This window comes from Streptomyces sp. NPDC058683 (genome assembly GCF_042716195.1).
Taxonomy (GTDB): Bacteria; Actinomycetota; Actinomycetes; order Streptomycetales; family Streptomycetaceae; genus Streptomyces.
On the sequence record NZ_JBHXSK010000074.1, the window covers coordinates 1 to 21,503 of the forward strand.

Below are 21,503 nucleotides of genomic sequence, written 5' to 3' on the forward strand. Positions count from 1 at the left end.
ACCGAAGTCCTCAAGATCACCGGCGAGAACGAACTGCTCGACGCCACCCCCGTCCTCAAGCAGACCTTCGGCATCCGCGACGCCTACCTCGACCCGATCTCCTACCTCCAGGTCACCCTCCTCAAGCGCCAGCGCGATGCCGCCACCGCCGGCGCCGAACCCGACCCCCTCCTCGCCCGCGCCCTGCTCCTCACCGTCAACGGCGTGGCAGCAGGACTGCGCAACACCGGCTGACCAGCACCACCGCACATGGCTGTGCCCCCGGGGTCGTACACCCGGGGGCACTTGCGTATGTGCTCACTGCCGTATGCGCTCACTGCAAGGCGAAGAAAGCCGCCGTCAGCAGCGCGATCCCCGAACCGCCCAGCGCCCACGCCACCCGTGTCAGCCGCAGCCCTCCGGCGACCACCACCGCCGCCAGCAGCAGCGCACCGCCCAGCGGCACCCAGGCGAGCAGGATCCCGGCGGGGCCGGACCGGACCACCTCGTCGGTGCCGGGCTTCACGATCACGTCGTAGGTCTGCCCCTTGCGCACCGCCACCGACTTGTCGATGACCACACGGGAGCGCGCGGAGGCACCGGAGGCGATCGGGGTGAACGGGCCCGTGCAGGTGTCCGCACCGCACGCGGTCACCTCGACCGTGCCCCGTTCCTTGCCCTTCGTCAGCATCACGTGCTGCGCCGTGCCCCAGGAGCCCCACACCCCGCCGACCAGGATCAGCACGGCGACCGCGCCCATCGACACGACCCGGCCGAACCGCAGGGCGGCGACCGGAGGCGTACGGGAAGAGGGGACCGAGGCAGCAGGCATGGCCGGGATCATTGGCCATGTCCCTACGGCCGGTCAACTGCGGTGGGGGACAAGTCAGGAGTTGTACGAGCTTTGCGCCCGCTCCAGTCCCTCGGTGACCAGCGCCTCCACGGCGTCGGCCGCCCGGTCCACGAGGTAGTCCAGTTCCTTGCGCTCGGCCGAGGAGAAGTCCTTCAGCACGAAGTCCGCGACCTGCATACGACCCGGAGGGCGCCCGATCCCGAACCGCACCCGGTGGTAGTCGGCGCCCATGGACTTCGTCATCGACTTCAGCCCGTTGTGGCCGTTGTCGCCGCCGCCGAGCTTGAGCCGGAGGACGCCGTAGTCGATGTCCAGTTCGTCGTGGATGGCGACGATATTCGCCACGGGCACCTTGTAGAAGTCGCGCAGCGCGTTCAGCGGGCCGCCGGACAGGTTCATGTACGACATCGGCTTGGCCAGGATCACCCGCCGGCTCCCCGGGCCCGGCGCCCCGAGCCGCCCCTCCACGACCTGCGCCTGCGCCTTGCCGGCCCGCTTGAACTTCCCCCCGATCCGCCCGGCGAGCAGGTCCGCGACCATGAAACCGACGTTGTGCCGGTTCATCGCGTACTCCGGTCCGGGGTTGCCGAGGCCGGCGATCAGCCAGGGGCCGCCTGCGGGGGCGGCGGCTGCGGGGGTGGTCACGTCCATGTCTCCTTGATACGCGCCAGCCGCCGCTCCCGGGAGGAAGCGGCGGCTGACGAACGATGAAACGAAGGTGAGGATCAGGCCTCGGCGACTTCCTCGCCCGCCGCGCCCTCTTCGCCCGCAGGGGCTTCCTCGGCCTGCGCGGCCAGGACCTGCAGGACGACCGTGTCGCCGTCGACGGCCAACGTGGTGCCGGACGGCAGGGTGATGTCCTTGGCGAGGACGGAGGCGCCGGCCTCCAGGCCCTCGACGGAGACGGTGACGGACTCGGGGATGTGGGTGGCCTCGGCCTCGACCGGCAGCGCGTTCAGCACGTGCTCGAGGAGGTTGCCGCCCGGGGCCAGCTCACCCTCGGTGTGCACCGGGATCTCGACGTTGACCTTCTCGCCGCGCTTGACCAGCAGCAGGTCGACGTGCTCCAGGTAGCCCCTGATCGGGTCGCGGACCACGGACTTCGGGATCGCCAGCTCGTTGGACTTGCCGTCGATGTCCAGGGAGATCAGAACGTTCGGGGTACGCAGCGCGAGCAGCAGCTCGTGGCCCGGGAGGGTCAGGTGGATCGGGTCCGAACCGTGGCCGTACAGGACACCGGGGACCTTGCTGTCGCGACGGATACGGCGGGCGGCGCCCTTGCCGAACTCGGTGCGCGACTCGGCGGCGATCTTCACCTCGGACATGGTGATCACTCCTCGTATAGGTAGAAACGGACGTGGTCACCCGGCCACGAACGGCCTGCTACGAAGAGCGCGTCGATAACGGAGCGCCGACACCTGTACGGAACAGGTACGGCCTCCCTCGCCGAGCAACTTGTGCAGTCTACTCGGCGGGAGAGGCCGTACCAAAAGGATCTTCAATGCGGGCGGTGCAGGCCGCGCAGCCTGTGCAGAAACCTCACTGCACGGTGCTTACGAAGCGCCGCTCACTGTTCGTCGAAGAGGCTCGTCACCGAACCGTCCTCGAACACCTCGCGCACCGCGCTCGCGATCGTCGGCGCGATCGACAGCACCGTGATCTTGTCCAGATCCCGGCCCAGCTCGCCCGGCGTCGGCAGCGTGTTCGTGAGCACGAACTCGCTCACCCGCGAGTTCTTCAGGCGGTCCGCCGCCGGACCCGAGAGCACACCGTGCGTCGCCGTCACGATCACGTCCTCGGCGCCGTGCGCGAACAGGGCGTCCGCCGCCGCGCAGATCGTGCCGCCGGTGTCGATCATGTCGTCGACCAGGACGCAGACCCGGCCCTTGACCTCGCCCACGACCTCGTGGACGGTCACCTGGTTCGCCACGTCCTTGTCGCGGCGCTTGTGCACGATCGCCAGCGGCGCACCGAGCCGGTCGCACCAGCGGTCGGCGACCCGCACCCGGCCGGCGTCCGGGGACACGATCGTCAGCTTGTCCCTGTCCACCTTCCTGCCCACGTAGTCCGCGAGCAGCGGGAGCGCGAACAGATGATCCACCGGACCGTCGAAGAACCCCTGGATCTGGTCCGTGTGCAGGTCCACGGTCAGGATCCGGTCCGCACCCGCCGTCTTCATCAGATCGGCGATGAGCCGCGCCGAAATCGGTTCACGGCCCCGGTGCTTCTTGTCCTGCCGCGCGTAACCGTAGAACGGCACAATCACCGTGATGGAACGCGCCGACGCGCGCTTCAGCGCGTCGATCATGATCAGCTGCTCCATGATCCACTGGTTGATCGGAGCCGTGTGGCTCTGGATCACGAAGCAGTCGGCACCGCGCGCCGACTCCTGGTAACGGACGTAGATCTCGCCGTTCGCGAAGTCGAAGGCCTTGGTCGGTACCACCCCGACACCCAGCTGGTGGGCGACCTCCTCGGCAAGCTCGGGGTGGGCGCGGCCGGAGAAGAACATCATCTTCTTCTTGCCGGTCGTCTTGATCCCGGTCACAGCACTGTCTCCTCAGAGGTGTCTCAGCCGTACAGCTGGATGTCCAGCGACCTCTGCGCCGTACGCGGGAGGCCGAAACAGCTGGTTAGGTGCGGGTGTGCACTTATCACGGTACGACGTCTTCGGCGCACCTGTTTCCGGTCAGTCCTCGTTCGTGCCCCGCCGGGAGGCCGCCTCGGCGGCCTTCGCCGCCGAGCTCCCCGGACGCTTCCGGGCCACCCAGCCCTCGATATTCCGCTGCTGACCGCGGGCCACGGCCAGCGAACCGGGCGGTACGTCCTTCGTGATCACAGACCCGGCAGCGGTGTATGCACCGTCCCCGACCGTGACAGGCGCCACAAACATGTTGTCCGAACCCGTCTTGCAGTGCGACCCGACCGTGGTGTGGTGCTTGTTCTCGCCGTCGTAGTTCACGAACACGCTCGCCGCACCGATGTTCGTGTACTCGCCGATCGTCGCGTCGCCGACGTAGGAGAGGTGCGGGACCTTGGTCCCCTCGCCGATGGCGGCGTTCTTGGTCTCCACGTATGTGCCGATCTTGCCCTTGGCGCCCAGCCGCGTCCCCGCCCGCAGATAGGCATACGGTCCCACGGTCGCGTTCGGACCGACATGGGCGGAATCGGCCACCGTGTTGTCCACGCGTGCCCCGGCGCCGACCCGGGTGTCCTTCAGCCGGCTGTTCGGCCCGACCTCGGCGCCCTCGGCGAGGTGGGTGGAGCCCTGCAGCTGCGTCCCCGGGTGGACGACGACGTCCCGCTCGAAGGTGACCGTCACGTCGACCCAGGTGGTCGCCGGGTCCACGACCGTGACGCCGTCCAGCATCGCCCGCTCCAGCAGCCGGTCGTTGAGGATCCGGCGCGCCTGAGCCAGCTGCACCCGGTTGTTGATCCCGGCGATCTCGCGGTGGTCGGCGGCGACCGACGCACCGACCCGGTGCCCGGCCTCGCGCAGGATCCCCAGTACGTCCGTCAGGTACTCCTCGCCCTGGCTGTTGTCCGTGCGCACCTTCCCCAGCGCGTCCGCGAGCAGCTGCCCGTCGAACGCGAACACACCCGAGTTGATCTCCCGGATCGCCCGCTGCGCGTCGGAGGCGTCCTTGTGCTCGACGATGGCCGTCACGGCGCCGGACGCGCCGTCGCGCACGATACGGCCGTAACCGGTCGCGTCCGGGACCTCGGCGGTCAGCACGGTCACGGCGTTGCCGTCGGCGTGGTGGGTCCCGGCGAGCCGGGCGAGGGTCTCGCCGGTGAGCAGCGGGGTGTCGCCGCAGACGACCACCACGGTCCCGTCGACCGGGCCGCCCAGCTCCTCCAGCGCCATCCGCACGGCGTGCCCGGTGCCGTTCTGCCGCTCCTGCACGGCCGTACGGACGGTGGCGTCGACCGCACCGAGATGTGCGCCGACCTGCTCGCGCGCGTGCCCGACGACGACGACCAGGTTCTCGGGGTCCAACTCACGGGAGGCGGCGAGCACATGGCCCACCAGGGAACGGCCACAGAGGTCGTGCAGGACCTTGGGTGTGGCCGACTTCATACGGGTGCCCTCACCCGCTGCGAGAACGACGACGGCTGCCGGGCGAATGGCGCTCACGGAGTTGCCCTTCGGCTTTTTGGATGGGTGGGGGTGACATCCGCAGGATACCGGGGCGTTTCGTGGGGGACATGAGAGCGGGCCCTGACGGGACTGTCAGCGGTCAGGACCGGAACGAGTGCGGCTCCCCCGCCAGGACTCGAACCCGGACAGATGGCACCAAAAGCCACAGTGCTGCCAATTACACCACGGGGGAATACGTCGACCAGGCCGGACATTCGGTCAGGCCGGTGAGTGGCGCCTCCTACTATGCCGTACCAGGCGCCTTCGATGCGACGGTACAAGTCGGCGCCCTTCAGGACCTTTACCGCGTCGCCTCTGCCGATTTGCGGCATTGCGGTCTCGTCGCTCTGCCGCGTTGCCGTGTTGCCGCTCTGCCGTGACGGCCGCCGGTGCGCATCGCGGCCGCGCTTCCGAACCCCCGTCGCGTTGACGGGTGAACGTGCCGTCCGCGTACCGTCTGGCCGGATTGATCGATTCCGGCCTCGAACGGGCGTGGTTCGGCAGTTCGAGGGATACCGGTGGGTTTCGGTGTTGTTCGGTTACGGAGGGTGGTGTAGGCCAGTAGACGAAACTCACCGGAAAAGCCCACCCCCGCGCCCGTAGGCTGGACGCATGACCACGACGGGGGCAGACCGCACGACGGCCTTGGCAGGGCCGTGGTGGTGGTCGCGGTGGCGAAGCGCGGCGCTGGACGGTGGTCTGGCGCTGGTGTCGGCGCTGGAGTGCGGCGCCGAGGGAATCCCGTTCGCACGGGATGCGGGGGTTCCGGTGTCGGCCGGGATCGTGTTCGGTCTGCTGGCCGGTTCGGTGCTGTTGCTGCGCAGGAAATGGCCGATCGCCGTCGTACTCGTGTCGATCGCGATCACGCCGGCCCAGATGGGCTTCCTGATGGGCATCGTCGGCCTCTACACCCTCGCCGCGGCCGAGGTACCGCGCCGGATCATCGTGGCGCTGTCGGGGATGACGCTGCTGGGCACGCTGATCGTGACGTTCGTGCGGGTGCGGCAGAGCATGGCGCGCGGGGATCTCACGCTCGGGGACTGGTTCGTGCCGTTCGCGGCGCTGGCGACCTCGCTCGGGCTGACCGCGCCTCCGGTGCTGCTGGGCCTCTACGTGGGTGCGCGGCGGCGGCTGATGGAGAGCCTGCGGGAGCGGGCGGACAGCCTGGAACGCGAGCTCCAGCTGCTCGCGGAGCGCGCGGAGGAGCGCGCGGAGTGGGCGCGGGGCGAGGAACGGACGCGGATCGCGCGGGAGATGCACGACGTCGTCGCACATCGGGTGAGCCTGATGGTGGTGCACGCGGCGGCGTTGCAGGCGGTGGCGCGGAAGGACCCGGAGAAGGCCGTGAAGAACGCGGCGCTGGTGGGCGACATGGGACGCCAGGCGCTGACGGAGCTGCGGGAGATGCTGGGTGTGCTGCGCTCGGGGGACGGCGACCGGCGTCGTACGGCGCCGGCGTCCGCGGCCTTGCCGTTGGCCGCGGTGGGGGTGGCCGCCGCGGCGGCGGCTTCGCGGATGGTGGCCGAGGAGGAGGGGCCGTATCTGTCGGAGCTGGAGGAGCTGATCGGGCAGTCGGCGGCGGCCGGGATGGTGGTCGACCTGTCGGTGGAGGGGGACGCACGGTCGTACGCGGTCGCGGTGGAGCAGACGGCGTACCGGGTGGTGCAGGAGGCGCTGACGAACGTCCACAAGCACGCGGCGGGTGCCAAGACCCATGTGCGGCTGGCGCATCGGGTGGCGGAGATCGCGATGCAGGTCGAGAACGAGCCACCGCCGGAACCGGCGTCGGCGGCCTCGGCGGGCCTGCCGTCGGGCGGCAACGGTCTGGTGGGCATGCGCGAGCGGGTGCTGGGGCTCGGCGGGGTGTTCGTGTCGGGGCCGACGGACGCGGGGGGTTTCCGGGTGTCGGCGGTGATCCCGGCGGCGTGAGCGGTTGTTGTGTGTGGGGGTGAGCGGTTTTGGTGGGTGGTCGCCGGTCGGCAGATCCGTCGGGGGCGGGTGGGTGCCGGTCAGGCGTGGGTGGTGAGGCGTTGGGGTTCGACGCCTGCGATGAGGGTGGTGAGGCCGTGGTCGATGTCGGGGCCCACGTACCAGTCGCCGGTGTGGTCGAGGGTGTAGACGCGGCCCTCGGTGTCGATGGCGAGGAGGGAGTGGGTCTCGGTCTCCTCGCCCAGCGGGCAGACCTCGGTGTCCAGGGCGCGGCCGAGGTCGCCGAGGGTACGGGCGAGGTGGAGACCGTGCAGGGGGTCGAGGTGGAGGGTGGCGGGGGCGATCTGGCGGCCGGGCCCGGTGGGGTTGATGTGCAGGCCGCCGAATTCGGCCCAGGCTTCTACGGCGGCGGGGAAGACGGTGTGCCGGTGTCCGGCGGGTGAGGTGTGCTCGCGGAGGGCGTCGGCCCAGACCTCGGCCTGCTTTATGTCCCAGCGTCCCGGTTGCCAGCCGGCGGCGCGCAGAGCTGCGTCGACGGGCACGGAGAAGCGGGTGGTGGAGGTGCGGTCGGGGTGCATCTGCCCTTAGTTCGTGTGCGGGTGCGTGTGCGGGTGCGGGTGCGGGTGCGGGTGTGGGTGCGGGTGTGGGTGTGGTGGTTGCGTGCTGCGCGGGTGGGACGGGGTGCTGCGCGGGTGGGGGTGTGCGTCAGTCGTCGGTGGCGGTGGAGTCGACGACGCGGACGCCGAAGTGGGCGGTGAGGGCGGCGCAGGCCCGGCAGGGGGCGGCGAAGCTGCCGTGCAGGGGGTCGCCGTCCTCGCGTATGCGGCGGGCGGTGAGCTTGGCCTGCTTGAGGGCTTTGCGGGCTTCGCCGTTGGTCATGGGTTTGCGGGTGGCTCGTTTGCTGCGGGCGTCGTCGGCGGAGGCGATGTGCCGGGAGATGAGGATGGCCTCGGCGCAGCGGCCGGTGAAACGGTCGCGTTGTCCGCTGGGCAGGGTGTCGAGGAACTCCTGGACCAGCGGGTGCAACGGGGGCGGCTGGTCGCCGCGGGCCGCGGTGCCGGTGAGGGTGGCGCCGCGGACGGAGAGGGCGGCGGCGACGGTGGGCAGGATGCCGTCGCGGCGGTGCCGGAGGGCGGGCGCGGGAGGTATTTCGGTGCTGCTCCAGCCGATGCGGGGGTCGCCGTTGGTGGCGCCGTGACTGGCGCCGGGCATGGCGGTGTGCGGTCCCGTCTGTGTGACGTTCATGATCGTCTTCCCCTCCCGGGCATCCCCCCGAAAGTCACAGACTGCCAAATCCCGTGGCGGGTGCGGAAGCTGGGGCGGTGCGACACGCCCGGGTTTGGGCAGGCTGTCACGGCAGGGTGACGGCTGGTCACGGAAGCGGAGGCCCGGTGACCGGGGTTCGCGTACCGCATAGGCTGTCGGCACCGCGATGGGCGCGGTCGACGCGTCTGGGACGTGGGAGAGACAGCCGGATACGGGCCGTGGCGCGCTTTGGGGTGCGGTTTCGGTTCGTACAGAGTGCCGCAGGGGGCAACCGTCATGACGACAGGTCGGCTCGGGCTGGGGGCACCGCCCAGCCGCCAGGCCGGAGGACAAGCCGTGCCGCCGAACTCGGCCTACGCCGGGCAGGTCGTGCATTTCCCGGATCCGGTCCGGGCGGCACGTCACCCGAGAGGGGTACGTGTCGACGAGCACGGCTACCCCGATTTCTCGCCCTACGCGCGCGCGGCGGCGGAGATCGCGGACCCGCCGGAGGGCTTCGGCGTCGACGAGTTGCGGCTGACGGACTACGTGTCGGCGAACGCCGTGCTGTCCGCCTCGGGCCATGAGCTGTGGGACACGGTGCCGGCGGTGGCGACGCCGCACGGCTGGACGTGGCATCACGTGGCCGGGTCGCGGCGGCTGGAGCTGGTCCCGGTCGAGGTGAAGGCGTTGCTCCGGCATCACGGTGGGGTGGCGACGGCCCGGGTGGACCAGGGCAAGCGGGGCACGCGTCCGCTGCAGGAGACGCGCCCGGCCCATGTGGGGCTGCCCAAGTCGGGTGTGGCGGTGTCGGAGTCGCAGGTGCAGGGCGTCGAGGAGGACCTCGGCTACCGGTTGCCGGGTGCGTACCGCTCCTTCCTCAAGGCGGCGGGCGGGTGCGCGCCGGTGGGTACGGCGCTGGCCCCCGAACTCGGGCTGCTCCTCGACCAGCCGTTCTTCACGGTCCGCGACGAGGCGGCGGTCAACGACCTCGTGTACGTCAACAAGTGCCTGCGCGACCATCTGACCAAGGACTACCTGGGCGTGTGCTTCGTGCAGGGCGGTCTGCTGGCGGTGAAGGTGAAGGGCGACCGGCTCGGCTCGGTGTGGTTCTGCGCGTACGACGACGTGCGCGACGTGGATCCGTCCTGGCCGCCGGCCGAGCGGGTGGAGCGGCTGCTGCTCCCCTGCGGTGAGGACTTCGACGTGTTCCTGTCCCGGCTGGCGGGTTCCCCGCCGGAGCTGGAGACGGTGGCGAACCTGATGGTGGACGGCAGTTTCGCCCGTGCCGTCTCTGTTGGCTCGGGGGAGTGAGTTTCGGCATGGTGACGTTCGCGCAGGCGCAGGAGCGCGCGGAGGAGTGGATCAACGGGGACGTGCCGGCGTACCAGCACCGTGAGGTGCGGGTACGGGAGTTCGGCCTCGGGTTCGTGGTGTGGGGCGAGGACCGTGCGGAGGGCCCGCGTTCGGACGCGGGCGGTCAGCGGCTGGTCATCGCCCGGGACAGCGGCGACGCCACGCTGTGGCCGGCGCTGCCGGTGGGCGAGGTGATCCGCCGGTACGAGGAGGAGTACGGCCGTGAGGCGGAGGTCGCCGACGCGGTACCGGCGCCCGCGGCACGGGTCGACCTGAACCAGACCTCGTTCCTGTTGAGCCCGCCGGAGTGGCTCCAGGAGGCGGCGGACAAGCTGGGTATTCCGGATCGGCGGTCGGGGAGTGACGGGGCGTCGGCCGAGGGGGCGGCCGGGGGTTCCGGGGCGGGTTCAGGTGTGGGGACTGGGGTGGGTTCCGGGGTGGGCTCGGGTGTGGGGACTGGGATGGGCTCGGGTGTGGGGGCCGGTGCGGGTTCCGGTACAGGGCCGGGGATGGGGTCCGGTGGGCTTGCGGAGACGCAGGCTGGGGTGCCGGCAGGTGCCGGTGGGGCTGGTGCCGGGGTTGGTCCGGCAGGGGGTAGTGGGGCTTCTTGGCCGGTGGCCGGGGGTAGTGCGGGTGGCGCGGGTGTTGCGGGTGGCGCCGGAGTGGGTGCGGGCGCGGGGGCTGCTTTTGGGGCGCAGGGTGCGCCTGGTGCGCCGGGCGTGCCCAACGTGCCTGCCGGCGCGACCCCTTGGGCGGGCACCGACACGAACGGCGATGCCGGTGAGGACCGTTCCGTGCCGTTGCCCGCGACGGTGTTCGCGCCGCCGCTGAGCGACTCCGACGACGGTGTGCTGGGGGACGCCGAGACGGCGCTGATGGCGGGAGGCAGCCAACTGCCGCCCACGGCGGTGTCTCCGGCGATCGAGGACGCGGGTGCGCCGGGCGTGCAGGGCGGACGGGGTGGTGTATCGGGGGCGCCCGGAGCTGTTGGTGCGCCGGGGGTGCCGGGTGCACCCGGGGCGCACGGTGCGGCTGCCGCGCCCGGCGCACCGCAGGGCAGCACGCCCCCGCCGCCTCCGCCGGGCGCCCCGACGTACGGGTACCCGCAGGGGCCGGCGGCGGCTCCGGGTACGCCCGCGCCGGGCGCGTCGCCCAATCCGCCGGCGCCCGCGGCTCCGCCCGCGCCTTCTTACGGCTATCCGCAAGGCCCCGCCGCCCCGAACTACGGCTACCCGCAGGCGTCGGCCGGTGCTCCGGGCACGCCCGGGCCTCCGGTGGGTCCGGCCGCGCCGAGCCGTCCTCTGGCACCGAACGCCGGTGACATAGCGGACGCCGCGACGAGCCGGGCCGCACCTCCTCCGCGCAAGGCGCGCGGTGCGGCCGGGGCGCCGCCTCCGCCGCCGGGCGCCCCGGGAACGCCGGGCGCACGTCTGGGGGGCACGCCCCAGCCGCCCGCGCCGCCCGCGCCGGGTGCGCCGGCGGGCGGGTATGCGCCGACGCAGATGGTGTCGGCGTTGGGTCCCGAGGGGCCTGGGGGTCCGGCGCAGGCGCCGGGCGCGCACACTCCGCCGGGCGCCCCCAACCCGCCCGGTGCGCCGGGCACTCCTGGTGGCACGCCCCCCGGCGATATCCATCGGTCGGCCACGATGCTGGCCGACCCGAGCGGGATGGGAGGGGGCGCGCCTCAGCCCCCGCGAGCCCCGGGCATGCCGAATCCGCCCGGCGCTCCTGGAGCACCTGGCGCCGCGGGCGTACCCCCGGCGCCCGGCGCACCGCTGCCGTCGCACGCCCCGGGTGCACCTTTCGCCCCCGGGGCACCGCAAGCCCCGGGCGCCCCCGGCGTGCCTCCCGCGCCCGGTGCCCAGGGCTCCACCGGTGGTGCGCGTGGGGCGGTCCACCACGCGGAGACCGTGTTGGCCGCGCCTTCGGTGGGCGCCCCGGGCGCACCGCTGCCCCCGCCCGCCCCCGGCGTACCCGCGGCTCCGGGCGCCCCTGGTATGCCGCCGGGCGCCCCGCAGATGCCTGCCGGTGCGATGCCGCCGCCCGGGCAGCCCGTGCCGGGGCAGCAGCCGCCGGCGTACGGCTACCCGCAGCAGGGTCAGCCGACCGTGGGCCCCGGCTACCAGGCGGTGCTGCGCTACCGTGCGCAGGACGGTTCGGAGCAGCAGCTGATCCGGCGTTCGGCGCCGGGGACGCCGCACCCGGAGTGGCAGATCTACCACGAGCTGCGGGCGATGAACGTGCCGCCGGGCCAGGTGCTGGAGCTGCACACGGAGCTGGAGCCGTGCGAGCTGCCGGGTGCCTACTGTGCGCGGATGATCCGGGAGCAGTGGCCGCAGGCGCGGCTCGCGAGCATCGCGCCGTACGGGACGGATCACGCGAGCCGGCAGCAGGGGATGCGGCAGTTGCTGGCGCACCAGGGCGAGTTGCACCAGGTGGCGGCGGGTCCCGCGCGGCCCGCGCCGGTGCGGGCGCCGTTGCCGCAGGTCCAGGCGGCGCCGCCGATCCCGCCTGAGGCGATCGCGCAGGAGCTGGGAGCGGCGTTCGGGCCGGGCGTGTTCCGGTTCGAGCAGGCGGCGGTGTCGCGGCAGGGTGTGCCGCCGATCGTGGCGCACACGCTGGTCGCGGCGGGACTGCCGCTGGACATGGGGCCGTTCTTCTGGGCGCAGGCCCAGCCGGGCCGTCCGGTGCCGACGCTGGCGGAGCTGGCGCAGGAGCGCGGGGTGCAGCCGGCGCCGGACGCGGGGTCGTACCTCGTGATGGGCACCGACTTCGGCAAGGCGATCTGTGTGCAGTACGGCACCGCCAACATCGTGGCCGTGCCGGTGGAGGCGGGGCCGGGCGGGGCGTCCGTGCCGCCGCAGTTCGTCAACACCGGGCTGCCGGAGTTCGCGCGCTGCCTGGCGCTGCTGGGCCGGATGTGGCGGCTCAGGTTCGGCCTGAACCAGGAACAGGCGGGCCGCTGGACCGTCGACTTCCAGGCCCAGCTGGCCTCCCTGGACCCGGCGGCGCTCGGTTCGCCGGAGAGCTGGTGGTCGGTGCTGCTGGAGCAGATGTGGGACGGCCTGCTGTAACGCGGCGGTAGGAACGACCGGTGGGGGCCGGTCCGGTCGGGTGACCGGACCGGCCCCCACGCGTGTGTGTACGCCTGGGATCGGGTCGGGCGGCGACGCCGAGCCGGGTACGGCGACCACGGGGCGCGCGGCTGTGAGTTCGCGCCCCCTGGTGCTCTCGCAGGCCTCGATACGACGCGCGGCGCTCCGGCCGTGACATGTCTGCGGAGTGTCGCGTTATGAACACTTACGCCCTATCCATCAAGATGTGCGCGAAATCATCATTTCGTGCGGGTCCGGCGGAGAGGGGTTCCAGGGTGAGCAGCGCATCGATGCCGCCGTACGACTTCGTGACCGTCCGGGGGCGTGGTTACCGCCCCGAACAGGTCGACACGTTCCTGGTGGCGCTCTCGCAGGACAGGGACGCCGCGTGGGAGCGTGCCGCGCGGCTCACTGTGCTCGCCAAGGACATGGAGGCGGAGGCCGTGCGGATGCGTGCCGTCGTCGAGCAGCTCCCGCCCCAGACCTACGAGACGCTCGGGGACCGCGCGCAGCGGGTGTTCCGGCTCGTGGTGGACGAGGCGTCGGCCGTCCGCGACAACGCCCGGCGCGCTCTGACCGACGGGGTTGTGCAGGCGCAGACGTGCGCCGAGAACGAGCGCTGTGCGGCGCAGGAAGAGGCGGACGCGCTCTGCGCGGACACCGAGGAACGCGCCCGCCAGCTGCTTCTCGCCGCGCGCGCCGAGGCCGACGAGATCCGTATCGGCGCCCGGCTGGAGGTGAAGGAGGCGCGCGGCGAGGCCCTCGCAGCATTGCGCGAGGTGCGGCAGCGCACCACCGGGATGCTCGCCGAGCAGGCCAGGGAGCACGCCGAACGCTGGATCGCGGCGGAGGACGAGGAGGTCGCGCGCGCCGCCGAGGCCGATGCGCAGATGGCCGACCGCATCGCCCGCGCGGAGGCCGCCCTGTCCGAGGCGAAGCGTGCCCTGGGCGACGCGGAGGAGTGGGAGCACCGTTCCCAGGAGGCGGCACGGGTACGTGCCGACGAGATTCTCGCGGAGGCGCGGGTCCGGGAGGAGCGCATCGCACGGGACACCGAGCGGGTGCTGCGCGAACACGGGGAGACCTGGGACGACGTACAGGCGCACATGGACCACATGCGCGACAGCCTCATGACCTTGACGGGGCGCGCGACGGCCGAATAGCGCCCCGCCCCGCCCTCACGCCCCCGCCCGCACGCCCCTGGCCCAGCCCACCGCACCCGCTCCGCTCAAGCCCCCCGGCGCCCGGCTCCCGCGAGGATCCAGCCCTCCACCGCCTCGTACTGCCGGCGCTGTTCCGCCGCCCCGCGCCGGCCGGAGGCGACCGTCCCCAGCCATCCCAGGAGGAAGCCGGCCGGGATGGAGACGATGCCGGTGGTGGTGAAGGGGAACCAGTTGAAGTCGGCGTGCGGGAAGGCGGAACCCGGTGAGCCGGAGACCAGGTTCGTGCCCGGCATCAGGAGGAACACGGTGAGGGTGCCGCCGAGGAGGGTGCACATCAGGCCGGTGCGGGTGTAGCGGCGCCAGAAGAGGCCGTAGACCAGGGCGGGCGCGAGGGCCGAGGCGCCGAGGCAGAAGGAGAGCGTGGCCAGGGGCTGCAGGCTGTGGTGCTGGACCAGGGTCGCCAGGAGGATCGTGGGGACTCCTATGGCGAGCGCGCAGACGCGGGCGAGTTTCATCTCGCGCCGGGCCGGTGTCTCCTGGGCGCGGGTCGCGAGGAGGTCGTGGGCGAGGGAGTTGGCGCAGGCGAGGATCATGCCGGCGACGGAGGCGAGCAGGGTGAGGAAGATCGCCGTGGTGACGGTCGTGAAGAGCAGGGTTCCCGCCGTCGACACGTCGGTTCCGAACGCCGCGCGGGATCCCAGCAGATAGGCGGTGTTGCCCTGCGGGTCGGCGGCGGTGATGGCGGTACGGCCGACCAGGGCGGCGGCGCCGAAGCCGACGACGCTGATGATCAGGACGAACAGGGCGACGCTCGACACGGCCCAGGACATCGAGCGGCGGACCTGGCGGGCGCCGGCGGCGGAGTACATGCGCATGGTGATGTGCGGCAGGCAGGCCCCGCCGAGGACGATGGTCAGCTCCGAACTGATCATGTCCAGCCGGGGGTTGGGCCCGGCGGCGAACTGGAGTCCGGAGTGCAGGTAGGCGGTTCCGGCGCCGCTGCCCCGGGCCGCCGCGGTGAGCAGCGCGCCGGGGTCCCAGTCGAAGCGGTGCAGGATCAGCAGGGCGACCACCGTGCCGGAACCGAGCAGCATCACGATCTTCAGGATCTGGATGAGGGCGGTGCCCTTCATGCCGCCGATGGCCGCGTAGCTGATCATCAGCGCGCCGAGGCCGATCACGCAGCCGGTCTGCACGGACTCGTCGGAGAAGCCGAGGATGAACGCCATCAGCTGGCCGGCACCGGCGAGTTGGACCAGCATCAGCGGCAGCAGGGCGGCGATGGTCACCGCGCAGGCCGTGATCCGTACGCACCGGCCGGGCATCCGGCGGGCCAGCGCGTCGCCCATGGTGAACCGGCCCGCGTTGCGCAGCGGTTCGGCCAGCAGGAACATCAGCAGCATCAGCGACAGCGCCGTGCTGAGGGCGAGGACGACGCCGTCGTAGCCGCACAGGGCGATCACGCCGCCCGTGCCGAGGACGGTGGCCGCCGAGATGTAGTCGCCGGCGATGGCCAGGCCGTTGCGCAGTGGGGAGAGGGAGCCGTAGCCGGTGTAGAAGGCGTCGAGGTCGTCGCGGTCGGGGCCGGTCAGCACGCACAGCAGGAGGGTGAGCGTGGCGACGGCGGTGAAGGCGACCAGGGACATCGAGGACATGGACTGCGCGGAGTCGCTGAAGCCGGTCACCGCACGGCTCCTCGCCTGGCGTCCAGTTCCGCGGTTCTGCGGATGCGGTCGGCGAGCGGGTCGACGTGGCGGCGCGCGGTGTGCTCGTACAGGGCGATCGCCAGCCAGGTGACGGGTAGTTGGAGGAGGGCGAGGAGCAGGCCGGCGGGTACGCCGTCGGCGACCGTGCTCGTCATCACGCGCGGCGCGAACGCTGACAGCACCAGGAACAGGGTGAAGTAGCCGAGCGCGGTGAGGGTCGCGGTGCGCCGCTGGAGGCGGTAGGCGCCGCGCAGCACCCGCAGGTCGCTGTGGTGGCCGACCGGCACCCGGTGCGGCACATGACGGGGCTTCGGCGGCTCCGGCGGCAGCGGCTGCCAGGGGTAGGTGAGGTACGACGGATCGCGCGGGGAAGGGTCCTGGGACATCCCGGTGCTCCTTGCGTGGCTCGGGTCCGTGGCGGCGGACCGCAGGGAGAGGAGGGAGCGGGGTCACGCACCCTACTCGCAAGTAGCCGGGGCTCGCGGTGTTTTTCGCCAACTGGCCGACCGGTATGCGCTTACTGGACGGGAGGGCGTCTGACCTCGGGTGTTACCCGCGTTAACCGAGGGACGGGAGTCGGTTCTCGTGGACCGTGTTGACGCAGGGTCAGGTGTCAGTCCGTGAGGACCGGGAAGCGTCGCGGTGCCACGAACAGCAGGACGAGGAACGCCAGTGCCGCCGCGCACGCCGCTCCGAAGTACACGGCGTGGACCGCGTCGGCGATCGCGTGGCGGGTGGACTCGGGGGCGGTTCCGTCGTCCAGCGTGCGCGTGACGGAGTCGAGGTCGCCGGCGCCGCCCAGGTGGGCCGCGAGCACCCCGTTGGCGATCGCGCCGAACACCGAGGCGCCGATCGTCTGCCCGGTCTGCCGGCAGAAGAGCACCGACGCGGTCGTCGTGCCCCGCTCCTCCCAGCCCACCGTCGACTGCACGCCGACGATCAGCGGCAGCTGGAACAGGCCGAGCGCGCCGCCCAGCACGAGCATGAGCAGGGTCGGCTGCCAGGCGGCGCCGGGGTAGGGCAGGAAGGGGAAGACGAACAGGATCAGCGCGGCCGCGCCGATGCCGATCAGCGCGGTGTCACGGAAGCCGATGCGCCGGTACACGTGCTGGCTGAAGGCCGCCGAGATCGGCCAGCTCAGCGTCCACACCGACAGCACGAATCCGGCGGCCACCGGGGCGAGACCGAGGACCGACTGCGCGTACGTGGGCAGGAACACCGTCGGCGCCACCATCAGCAGGCCCAGCGCGCCGAGCGCGAGGTTGACGGCCGCGATCGTGCGGCGGCGCCACACCCAGCCCGGGATGATCGGTTCCGCGGCCCGGCGCTCGATCCACATCACGAGCCCCACCAGCGCGAGCCCGGTGGCGAACAGCGCGCACGACGGCGCGGACCACCACGCCCACGCCACCCCGCCCTGCACGAGCGCCGTCAGCAGCACGCCCCCGCACGCGAAGACCGCCAGCGCACCCGCCCAGTCCACCCGCGGGGGCGTGGGCGGCGCGCGCTCCGGCTCGTGCAGATGACGCACTATCAGCCAGAGCGCCGCCGCGCCGATCGGCAGATTGACGAGGAAGATCCACCGCCAGTCCGCGTACGTGGCCAGCACCCCGCCGAGCCCCGGCCCGGCGACCGCGGAGACCGCCCACACCGTGGACAGCTTGGACTGGATCTTGGGGCGTTCCTTGAGCGGGTACAGGTCGGCCGCCAGGGTCTGCACGGTGCCCTGCAGCGCGCCCCCGCCGAGCCCCTGCACGATCCGGAACGCGATCAGCGCCGCCATGTTCCAGGCGGCCGCGCACAGCAGCGACCCCAGCAGGAACACCACGGCTCCCGCGACCAGTACCGGCTTGCGGCCGAAGGTGTCGGAGAGCTTGCCGTACACCGGCAGCGTCACCGTCACGGCCAGCAGATAGCCGGAGAACAGCCAGGAGAAGAGGGAGAACCCGCCGAGGTCGCCGACGATCTGCGGTACGGCGGTGGAGACGACGGTGGAGTCGAGCGCGGCCAGCGCCATCGCGAGCATGAGGGCGGCCACCACGGCCCCCCGCCGGCCCGTCCCAGCATCGCGCCCGGCCGCGCGTATCGCGGGTTTGGTGTTCTCCACCCCGGATCCCCTCCCCATACGTTCCCCTTGCATCTATGTCGCGTGCGACAGCTTCCCATCCGTCCCGACCTGGCGGGAGTGCGCATCCCCTTGACCCTCACGCGAGGGGAGGGGGGAGGCTGACTGCGCCGGAGGGTGGAGCCGGACCCGGAGAAGGGCTCCACCCGGCGGTGGACTTCCCCTAGGGGGTTCTCCGTACTACGGCTCGGGGAGGGTTCGTACCGTCGGAGGAGGAGACGGCACCCCTGCCGTCCTTAACCTGGCTTTACGCCGCCGGGGGGCGGTTGACCGAACCGGCGGGGGTGGGGTTTACCCCCCGGGAAAGACGGGGCTTCGCACCAGCGCGGAGCAACGCCGCACACCGCGAGACTCATCGTCGTACCGAACGCTTCCCAAACGCTTCGCAGCGGAGCGCGGCACCTCGCCGTCCGTTCGCTGACCGACTTAGGAGACATACCGTGACATCGGCTGTGACCATTCCCAGGCACGGGGGTACTGGAGGGCGTACGGCCGTTGCCGCGCGGGCGCGGCAGGTCGTCAAGGCGTACGGGTCCGGAGAGACCCGTGTCGTCGCTCTCGACCACGTCGACGTGGACATCATGCGGGGGCAGTTCACCGCGATCATGGGCCCCTCGGGGTCCGGCAAGTCCACCCTGATGCACTGCCTCGCCGGACTCGACACCGTGACGAGCGGTCAGATCTACCTGGACGAGACCGAGATCACCGGCCTGAAGGACAAGAAGCTCACGAAACTGCGCCGGGACCGGATCGGGTTCATCTTCCAGGCGTTCAACCTGCTGCCGACGCTGAACGCGCTGGAGAACATCACGCTCCCCATGGACATCGCCGGGCGCAAGCCCGACAAGGAGTGGCTGGGGCGCGTGGTCGGCACCGTGGGGCTCGCGGACCGGCTCAAGCACCGTCCCACGCAGCTCTCGGGCGGTCAGCAGCAGCGCGTGGCCGTGGCGCGCGCCCTCGCCGCGCGCCCCGAGATCATCTTCGGTGACGAGCCGACCGGAAACCTCGACTCCCGCGCGGGCGCGGAGGTCCTCGGCTTCCTGCGCAGCTCCGTCGACGACCTGGGGCAGACGATCGTGATGGTCACGCACGACCCGGTGGCCGCCTCCTACGCGGACCGTGTGCTCTACCTCGCCGACGGCCGGATCGTGGACGAGATGTTCAAGCCGACCGCGGACACCGTCCTGGACCGCATGAAGGACTTCGACGCGCGAGGGCGTACGTCATGACCGTCATGAAGACCTCCATGCGCAACTTCTTCGCGCACAAGGGACGCATGGCCCTGTCGGCCGTCGCCGTGCTGCTGTCGGTGGCGTTCGTGTGCGGCACGCTGGTGTTCACCGACACGATGAACACGACGTTCGACAAGCTGTTCGCGGCGACCTCGTCCGACGTGACGGTCAGCGCCAAGGGCGCATCCGACACCGGTGAGACGACCTCCGACAACGGCAAGCCGCCGGTCATGCCGGCCTCGGTGGTCGCCAAGGTCCGTGCGGCGGACGGCGTCAAGGCGGCCGAGGGGACGGTCTTCTCGACGTCCGTGACCGTCGTCGACGCCGAGAAGGACAGCCTGTCGCCGTCCAGCGGGGCGCCGACCATCGTCGGCAGCTGGAACTCCAACGACGCCCGCACCATGAAGATCACCTCCGGTGCGGCGCCCGAGAACTCCGGCCAGGTCATGGTGGACGCCGACACCGCCGACAAGCACCACCTCGGGCTCGGCGACGAGATCGGCGTGATCAGCGCGGTCGGCACGCACACCGCGAAGATCTCCGGCATCGCCGACTTCACCGTCACCAACCCCGGTGCCGCGATCTTCTACCTGGACACGAAGACCGCGCAGCGCACGCTCGTCGGGCAGAGCGGTGTCTTCACGAACGTCAACGTGACGGCCGCGTCCGGTGTCACCGACGCGCAGCTGAAGAAGAACGTGACCGGTGAACTCGGCGCCGGCTACCAGGTGCAGACCGCCAAGGAGACGGCCGACGCCAACCAGAAGGACGTCGAGAGCTTCATGGACGTCATGAGGTACGCGATGCTCGGCTTCGCCGGGATCGCCTTCCTGGTCGGCATCTTCCTGATCATCAACACCTTCTCGATGCTGGTCGCCCAGCGCACCCGCGAGATCGGCCTGATGCGGGCCATCGGCGCCGGCCGCGGCCAGGTCAACCGGTCCGTGCTCGTCGAGGCGCTGCTGCTCGGCGTGGTCGGCTCGGTCCTCGGGGTCGGCGCGGGCGTCGGCATCGCGGTCGGGCTGATGAAGCTCATGGGCTCGATAGGCATGCACCTGTCGACCAGCGATCTGACGGTCGCCTGGACGACCCCGGCGCTCGGCCTGGTCCTCGGGGTCGTCGTCACCGTCCTGGCCGCCTACCTGCCCGCGCGGCGGGCCGGCAAGGTCTCCCCGATGGCCGCGCTGCGCGACGCGGGCGCCCCCGCCGACGCCAGGGCGGGCCGGATACGCGCCCTGGTGGGCCTCGTGCTGACCGGCGCGGGCGGCTACGGCCTCTACCTGGCCTCGGCCGCGGAGAAGGCCAAGGAGGGCTCGGCCTGGCTCGGCCTCGGCATCGTGCTCTCGCTGATCGGGTTCGTCGTCATCGGCCCGCTGCTCGCGGGCGCCGTCGTACGGGTCCTGGGCGCCGTCCTGCTGCGGATGTTCGGCCCCGTCGGGCGCCTGGCCGAACGCAACGCGCTGCGCAACCCGCGCCGTACCGGTGCGACGGGCGCCGCCCTGATGATCGGCCTCGCGCTGGTCGCCTGTCTCTCGGTGGTCGGCTCCTCCATGGTCGCCTCCGCCACCGACCAGCTCGACAAGACCGTCGGCACGGACTTCATCATCCAGTCCGACAGCGGACAGCGGATCACCCCGCAGGCGGTCAAGGCCGTCAAGGACACCCAGGGGCTCGCGCGGGTCACCGAGTACCGGGTCACCGAGGCCGACTACACCACCCCCGACGGCAAGACGCTCAAGGACACCGACATCACGGCGGCCGACCCGACGTACGCGATCGACCTGCGCACCAAGACCGTCGCCGGAAACCTCGCGGACGCCTACCTGCCGGACTCGATGTCCGTGCACGACAAGTTCGCCGAGGCGCACGGCATCCACCTCGGCTCGAAGATCACCCTCAAGTTCAAGGAGGGGCGGACGGCCCGGCTGACGGTCCGGGCGATCACCAGCAGCGACGGTCTCATCGACGCCGGATCCAAGTACATGTCGATCGCCACGCTCGCCAAGTACGTGCCGGCCGACAAGATGCCGCTCGACGACCTGGTCTTCGCCACCGCCAAGGACGGGCAGCAGGACAGCGCCTACAAGTCGCTCAAGAGCGCGCTGCACGACTACCCGCAGTACACCGTGCGTGACCAGACCGACTACAAGGACGCGCTGAAGGACCAGATCGGCCAGCTGCTGAACCTGATCTACGGGCTGCTCGCCCTGGCGATCATCGTCGCGATCCTCGGTGTCGTGAACACCCTGGCGCTCTCGGTGGTCGAGCGGACCAGGGAGATCGGCCTGATGCGGGCGATCGGTCTGTCGCGGCGGCAGCTGCGCCGGATGATCCGCATGGAGTCCGTGGTGATCGCCCTCTTCGGCGCCCTGCTGGGCCTGGGGCTCGGCATGGGCTGGGGCGCCACCGCCCAGAAGCTGCTCGCCCTGCAGGGCCTGAAGGTCCTGGAGATCCCCTGGCCGACGATCACCGGGGTCTTCCTCGGCTCGGCCTTCGTGGGCCTGTTCGCCGCGCTGGTCCCGGCGTTCCGGGCGGGCCGCATGAACGTCCTGAACGCGATCGCGACGGACTGACGCGACCGAGACGGGACCGACGGGATCGACGGGACTGACGGACCGACGGACCGACGGGACCGACTGAGAGACCACCGCATACGGGGGTTGCGGGGGATGGCCCGGC

At 71.6% G+C, this 21,503-nt stretch carries 18 protein-coding genes and 1 tRNA gene; 7 read left to right on the top strand and 12 right to left on the bottom strand.

Translation table 11 applies throughout. The features are described 5' to 3' along the window. Positions 1 to 234: phosphoenolpyruvate carboxylase (locus ACFWXC_RS48045; protein ID WP_384489739.1), on the top strand; the 234-nt coding region annotated here is incomplete at its 5' end. A 79-nt stretch (positions 235 to 313) separates the two neighbouring features. Here ACFWXC_RS48045 and ACFWXC_RS48050 read toward each other — a convergent pair. The 6 genes from ACFWXC_RS48050 to ACFWXC_RS48075 all read right to left on the bottom strand — a co-directional run bounded on the left by ACFWXC_RS48050 (position 314) and on the right by ACFWXC_RS48075 (position 5,166). After that, positions 314 to 823 (bottom strand): hypothetical protein, encoded by a 510-nt coding sequence (locus ACFWXC_RS48050; protein ID WP_384489741.1) that lies wholly within the window; start codon positions 821 to 823, stop codon positions 314 to 316. Positions 824 to 865: 42 nt separating this feature from the next. After that, positions 866 to 1,483: an aminoacyl-tRNA hydrolase gene (gene pth, locus ACFWXC_RS48055; protein ID WP_384489743.1), complete on the bottom strand. Its 618-nt coding sequence runs from the start codon at positions 1,481 to 1,483 to the stop codon at positions 866 to 868. Positions 1,484 to 1,557: 74 nt separating this feature from the next. Beyond that, a complete protein-coding gene (locus tag ACFWXC_RS48060; protein ID WP_384489745.1) occupies positions 1,558 to 2,157 on the bottom strand; it encodes a 50S ribosomal protein L25/general stress protein Ctc in 600 nt (199 codons plus the stop codon). 242 nt (positions 2,158 to 2,399) lie between these two features. After that, on the bottom strand, positions 2,400 to 3,380 hold the full coding sequence (locus ACFWXC_RS48065) for a ribose-phosphate diphosphokinase (protein WP_384489747.1): 981 nt from the start codon (positions 3,378 to 3,380) through the stop codon (positions 2,400 to 2,402). Positions 3,381 to 3,521: 141 nt separating this feature from the next. Beyond that, positions 3,522 to 4,970, bottom strand: coding sequence for a bifunctional UDP-N-acetylglucosamine diphosphorylase/glucosamine-1-phosphate N-acetyltransferase GlmU (gene glmU, locus ACFWXC_RS48070; protein WP_384489750.1), 1,449 nt, complete (start codon positions 4,968 to 4,970; stop codon positions 3,522 to 3,524). A 124-nt stretch (positions 4,971 to 5,094) separates the two neighbouring features. Further along, positions 5,095 to 5,166, bottom strand: a tRNA-Gln gene (locus ACFWXC_RS48075). Positions 5,167 to 5,585: 419 nt separating this feature from the next. Between ACFWXC_RS48075 and ACFWXC_RS48080 the strand changes: the two genes are divergently transcribed. Further along, a complete protein-coding gene (locus ACFWXC_RS48080; protein WP_384489752.1) occupies positions 5,586 to 6,902 on the top strand; it encodes a sensor histidine kinase in 1,317 nt (438 codons plus the stop codon). Positions 6,903 to 6,982: 80 nt separating this feature from the next. On the opposite strand, the gene ACFWXC_RS48085 is transcribed toward ACFWXC_RS48080, so the two are convergent. Further along, the gene (locus tag ACFWXC_RS48085; protein ID WP_384489754.1) at positions 6,983 to 7,480 is read right to left on the bottom strand and encodes an SUKH-3 domain-containing protein; all 498 of its coding nucleotides are present in this window, start codon (positions 7,478 to 7,480) and stop codon (positions 6,983 to 6,985) included. Between the two features lie 127 nt (positions 7,481 to 7,607). Next, a complete protein-coding gene (locus ACFWXC_RS48090) occupies positions 7,608 to 8,147 on the bottom strand; it encodes a YwqJ-related putative deaminase (protein WP_384489756.1) in 540 nt (179 codons plus the stop codon). Between the two features lie 297 nt (positions 8,148 to 8,444). On the opposite strand from ACFWXC_RS48090, the gene ACFWXC_RS48095 reads away from it, so the two are divergent. Further along, on the top strand, positions 8,445 to 9,461 hold the full coding sequence (locus ACFWXC_RS48095; protein WP_384489758.1) for an SMI1/KNR4 family protein: 1,017 nt from the start codon (positions 8,445 to 8,447) through the stop codon (positions 9,459 to 9,461). A 166-nt stretch (positions 9,462 to 9,627) separates the two neighbouring features. On the opposite strand, the gene ACFWXC_RS48100 is transcribed toward ACFWXC_RS48095, so the two are convergent. Further along, on the bottom strand, positions 9,628 to 9,834 hold the full coding sequence (locus ACFWXC_RS48100; RefSeq protein ID WP_384489807.1) for a hypothetical protein: 207 nt from the start codon (positions 9,832 to 9,834) through the stop codon (positions 9,628 to 9,630). A gap of 1 nt (position 9,835) precedes the next feature. On the opposite strand from ACFWXC_RS48100, the gene ACFWXC_RS48105 reads away from it, so the two are divergent. Together ACFWXC_RS48105 and ACFWXC_RS48110 are read left to right on the top strand one after the other, a co-directional pair. Beyond that, complete coding sequence (locus ACFWXC_RS48105) at positions 9,836 to 12,577, top strand: SUKH-4 family immunity protein (protein ID WP_384489801.1); 2,742 nt, start codon at positions 9,836 to 9,838, stop codon at positions 12,575 to 12,577. A 296-nt stretch (positions 12,578 to 12,873) separates the two neighbouring features. Beyond that, positions 12,874 to 13,761, top strand: coding sequence for a cellulose-binding protein (locus ACFWXC_RS48110; protein ID WP_384489760.1), 888 nt, complete (start codon positions 12,874 to 12,876; stop codon positions 13,759 to 13,761). A gap of 65 nt (positions 13,762 to 13,826) precedes the next feature. Here ACFWXC_RS48110 and ACFWXC_RS48115 read toward each other — a convergent pair whose 3' ends face one another. The 3 genes from ACFWXC_RS48115 to ACFWXC_RS48125 form a co-directional block, all read right to left on the bottom strand. Then, positions 13,827 to 15,446, bottom strand: a complete 1,620-nt coding sequence (locus ACFWXC_RS48115) for a cation acetate symporter (RefSeq protein ID WP_384489762.1) — start codon at positions 15,444 to 15,446, stop codon at positions 13,827 to 13,829. Then, positions 15,443 to 15,853 carry a DUF485 domain-containing protein gene (locus tag ACFWXC_RS48120; RefSeq protein WP_384489764.1) on the bottom strand — a complete coding sequence of 137 codons (411 nt, stop codon included), beginning with the start codon at positions 15,851 to 15,853 and terminating at the stop codon, positions 15,443 to 15,445. Before ACFWXC_RS48120 ends, ACFWXC_RS48115 begins: the two co-directional genes overlap by 4 nt. 227 nt (positions 15,854 to 16,080) lie before the next feature. Beyond that, positions 16,081 to 17,592, bottom strand: coding sequence for an MFS transporter (locus tag ACFWXC_RS48125; protein ID WP_384489766.1), 1,512 nt, complete (start codon positions 17,590 to 17,592; stop codon positions 16,081 to 16,083). Positions 17,593 to 18,032: 440 nt separating this feature from the next. On the opposite strand from ACFWXC_RS48125, the gene ACFWXC_RS48130 reads away from it, so the two are divergent. Together ACFWXC_RS48130 and ACFWXC_RS48135 are read left to right on the top strand one after the other, a co-directional pair. Then, positions 18,033 to 18,821 carry an ABC transporter ATP-binding protein gene (locus ACFWXC_RS48130; RefSeq protein WP_384489768.1) on the top strand — a complete coding sequence of 263 codons (789 nt, stop codon included), beginning with the start codon at positions 18,033 to 18,035 and terminating at the stop codon, positions 18,819 to 18,821. Further along, positions 18,818 to 21,397 (top strand): ABC transporter permease, encoded by a 2,580-nt coding sequence (locus tag ACFWXC_RS48135; RefSeq protein WP_384489770.1) that lies wholly within the window; start codon positions 18,818 to 18,820, stop codon positions 21,395 to 21,397. Before ACFWXC_RS48130 ends, ACFWXC_RS48135 begins: the two co-directional genes overlap by 4 nt. Positions 21,398 to 21,503: the final 106 nt, after the last annotated feature.

Bases quoted from the DNA above. Each gene is read 5' to 3' on its own strand.
- ACFWXC_RS48125 (WP_384489766.1), bottom strand. From the start codon at position 17,592: ATGGGGAGGGGATCCGGGGTGGAGAACACCAAACCCGCGATACGCGCG.
- ACFWXC_RS48095 (WP_384489758.1), top strand. From the start codon at position 8,445: ATGACGACAGGTCGGCTCGGGCTGGGGGCACCGCCCAGCCGCCAGGCC.
- ACFWXC_RS48080 (WP_384489752.1), top strand. From the start codon at position 5,586: ATGACCACGACGGGGGCAGACCGCACGACGGCCTTGGCAGGGCCGTGG.
- ACFWXC_RS48050 (WP_384489741.1), bottom strand. From the start codon at position 823: ATGATCCCGGCCATGCCTGCTGCCTCGGTCCCCTCTTCCCGTACGCCT.
- ACFWXC_RS48090 (WP_384489756.1), bottom strand. From the start codon at position 8,147: ATGAACGTCACACAGACGGGACCGCACACCGCCATGCCCGGCGCCAGT.
- ACFWXC_RS48085 (WP_384489754.1), bottom strand. From the start codon at position 7,480: ATGCACCCCGACCGCACCTCCACCACCCGCTTCTCCGTGCCCGTCGAC.
- ACFWXC_RS48135 (WP_384489770.1), top strand. From the start codon at position 18,818: ATGACCGTCATGAAGACCTCCATGCGCAACTTCTTCGCGCACAAGGGA.
- ACFWXC_RS48060 (WP_384489745.1), bottom strand. From the start codon at position 2,157: ATGTCCGAGGTGAAGATCGCCGCCGAGTCGCGCACCGAGTTCGGCAAG.
- ACFWXC_RS48120 (WP_384489764.1), bottom strand. From the start codon at position 15,853: ATGTCCCAGGACCCTTCCCCGCGCGATCCGTCGTACCTCACCTACCCC.
- pth (WP_384489743.1), bottom strand. From the start codon at position 1,483: ATGGACGTGACCACCCCCGCAGCCGCCGCCCCCGCAGGCGGCCCCTGG.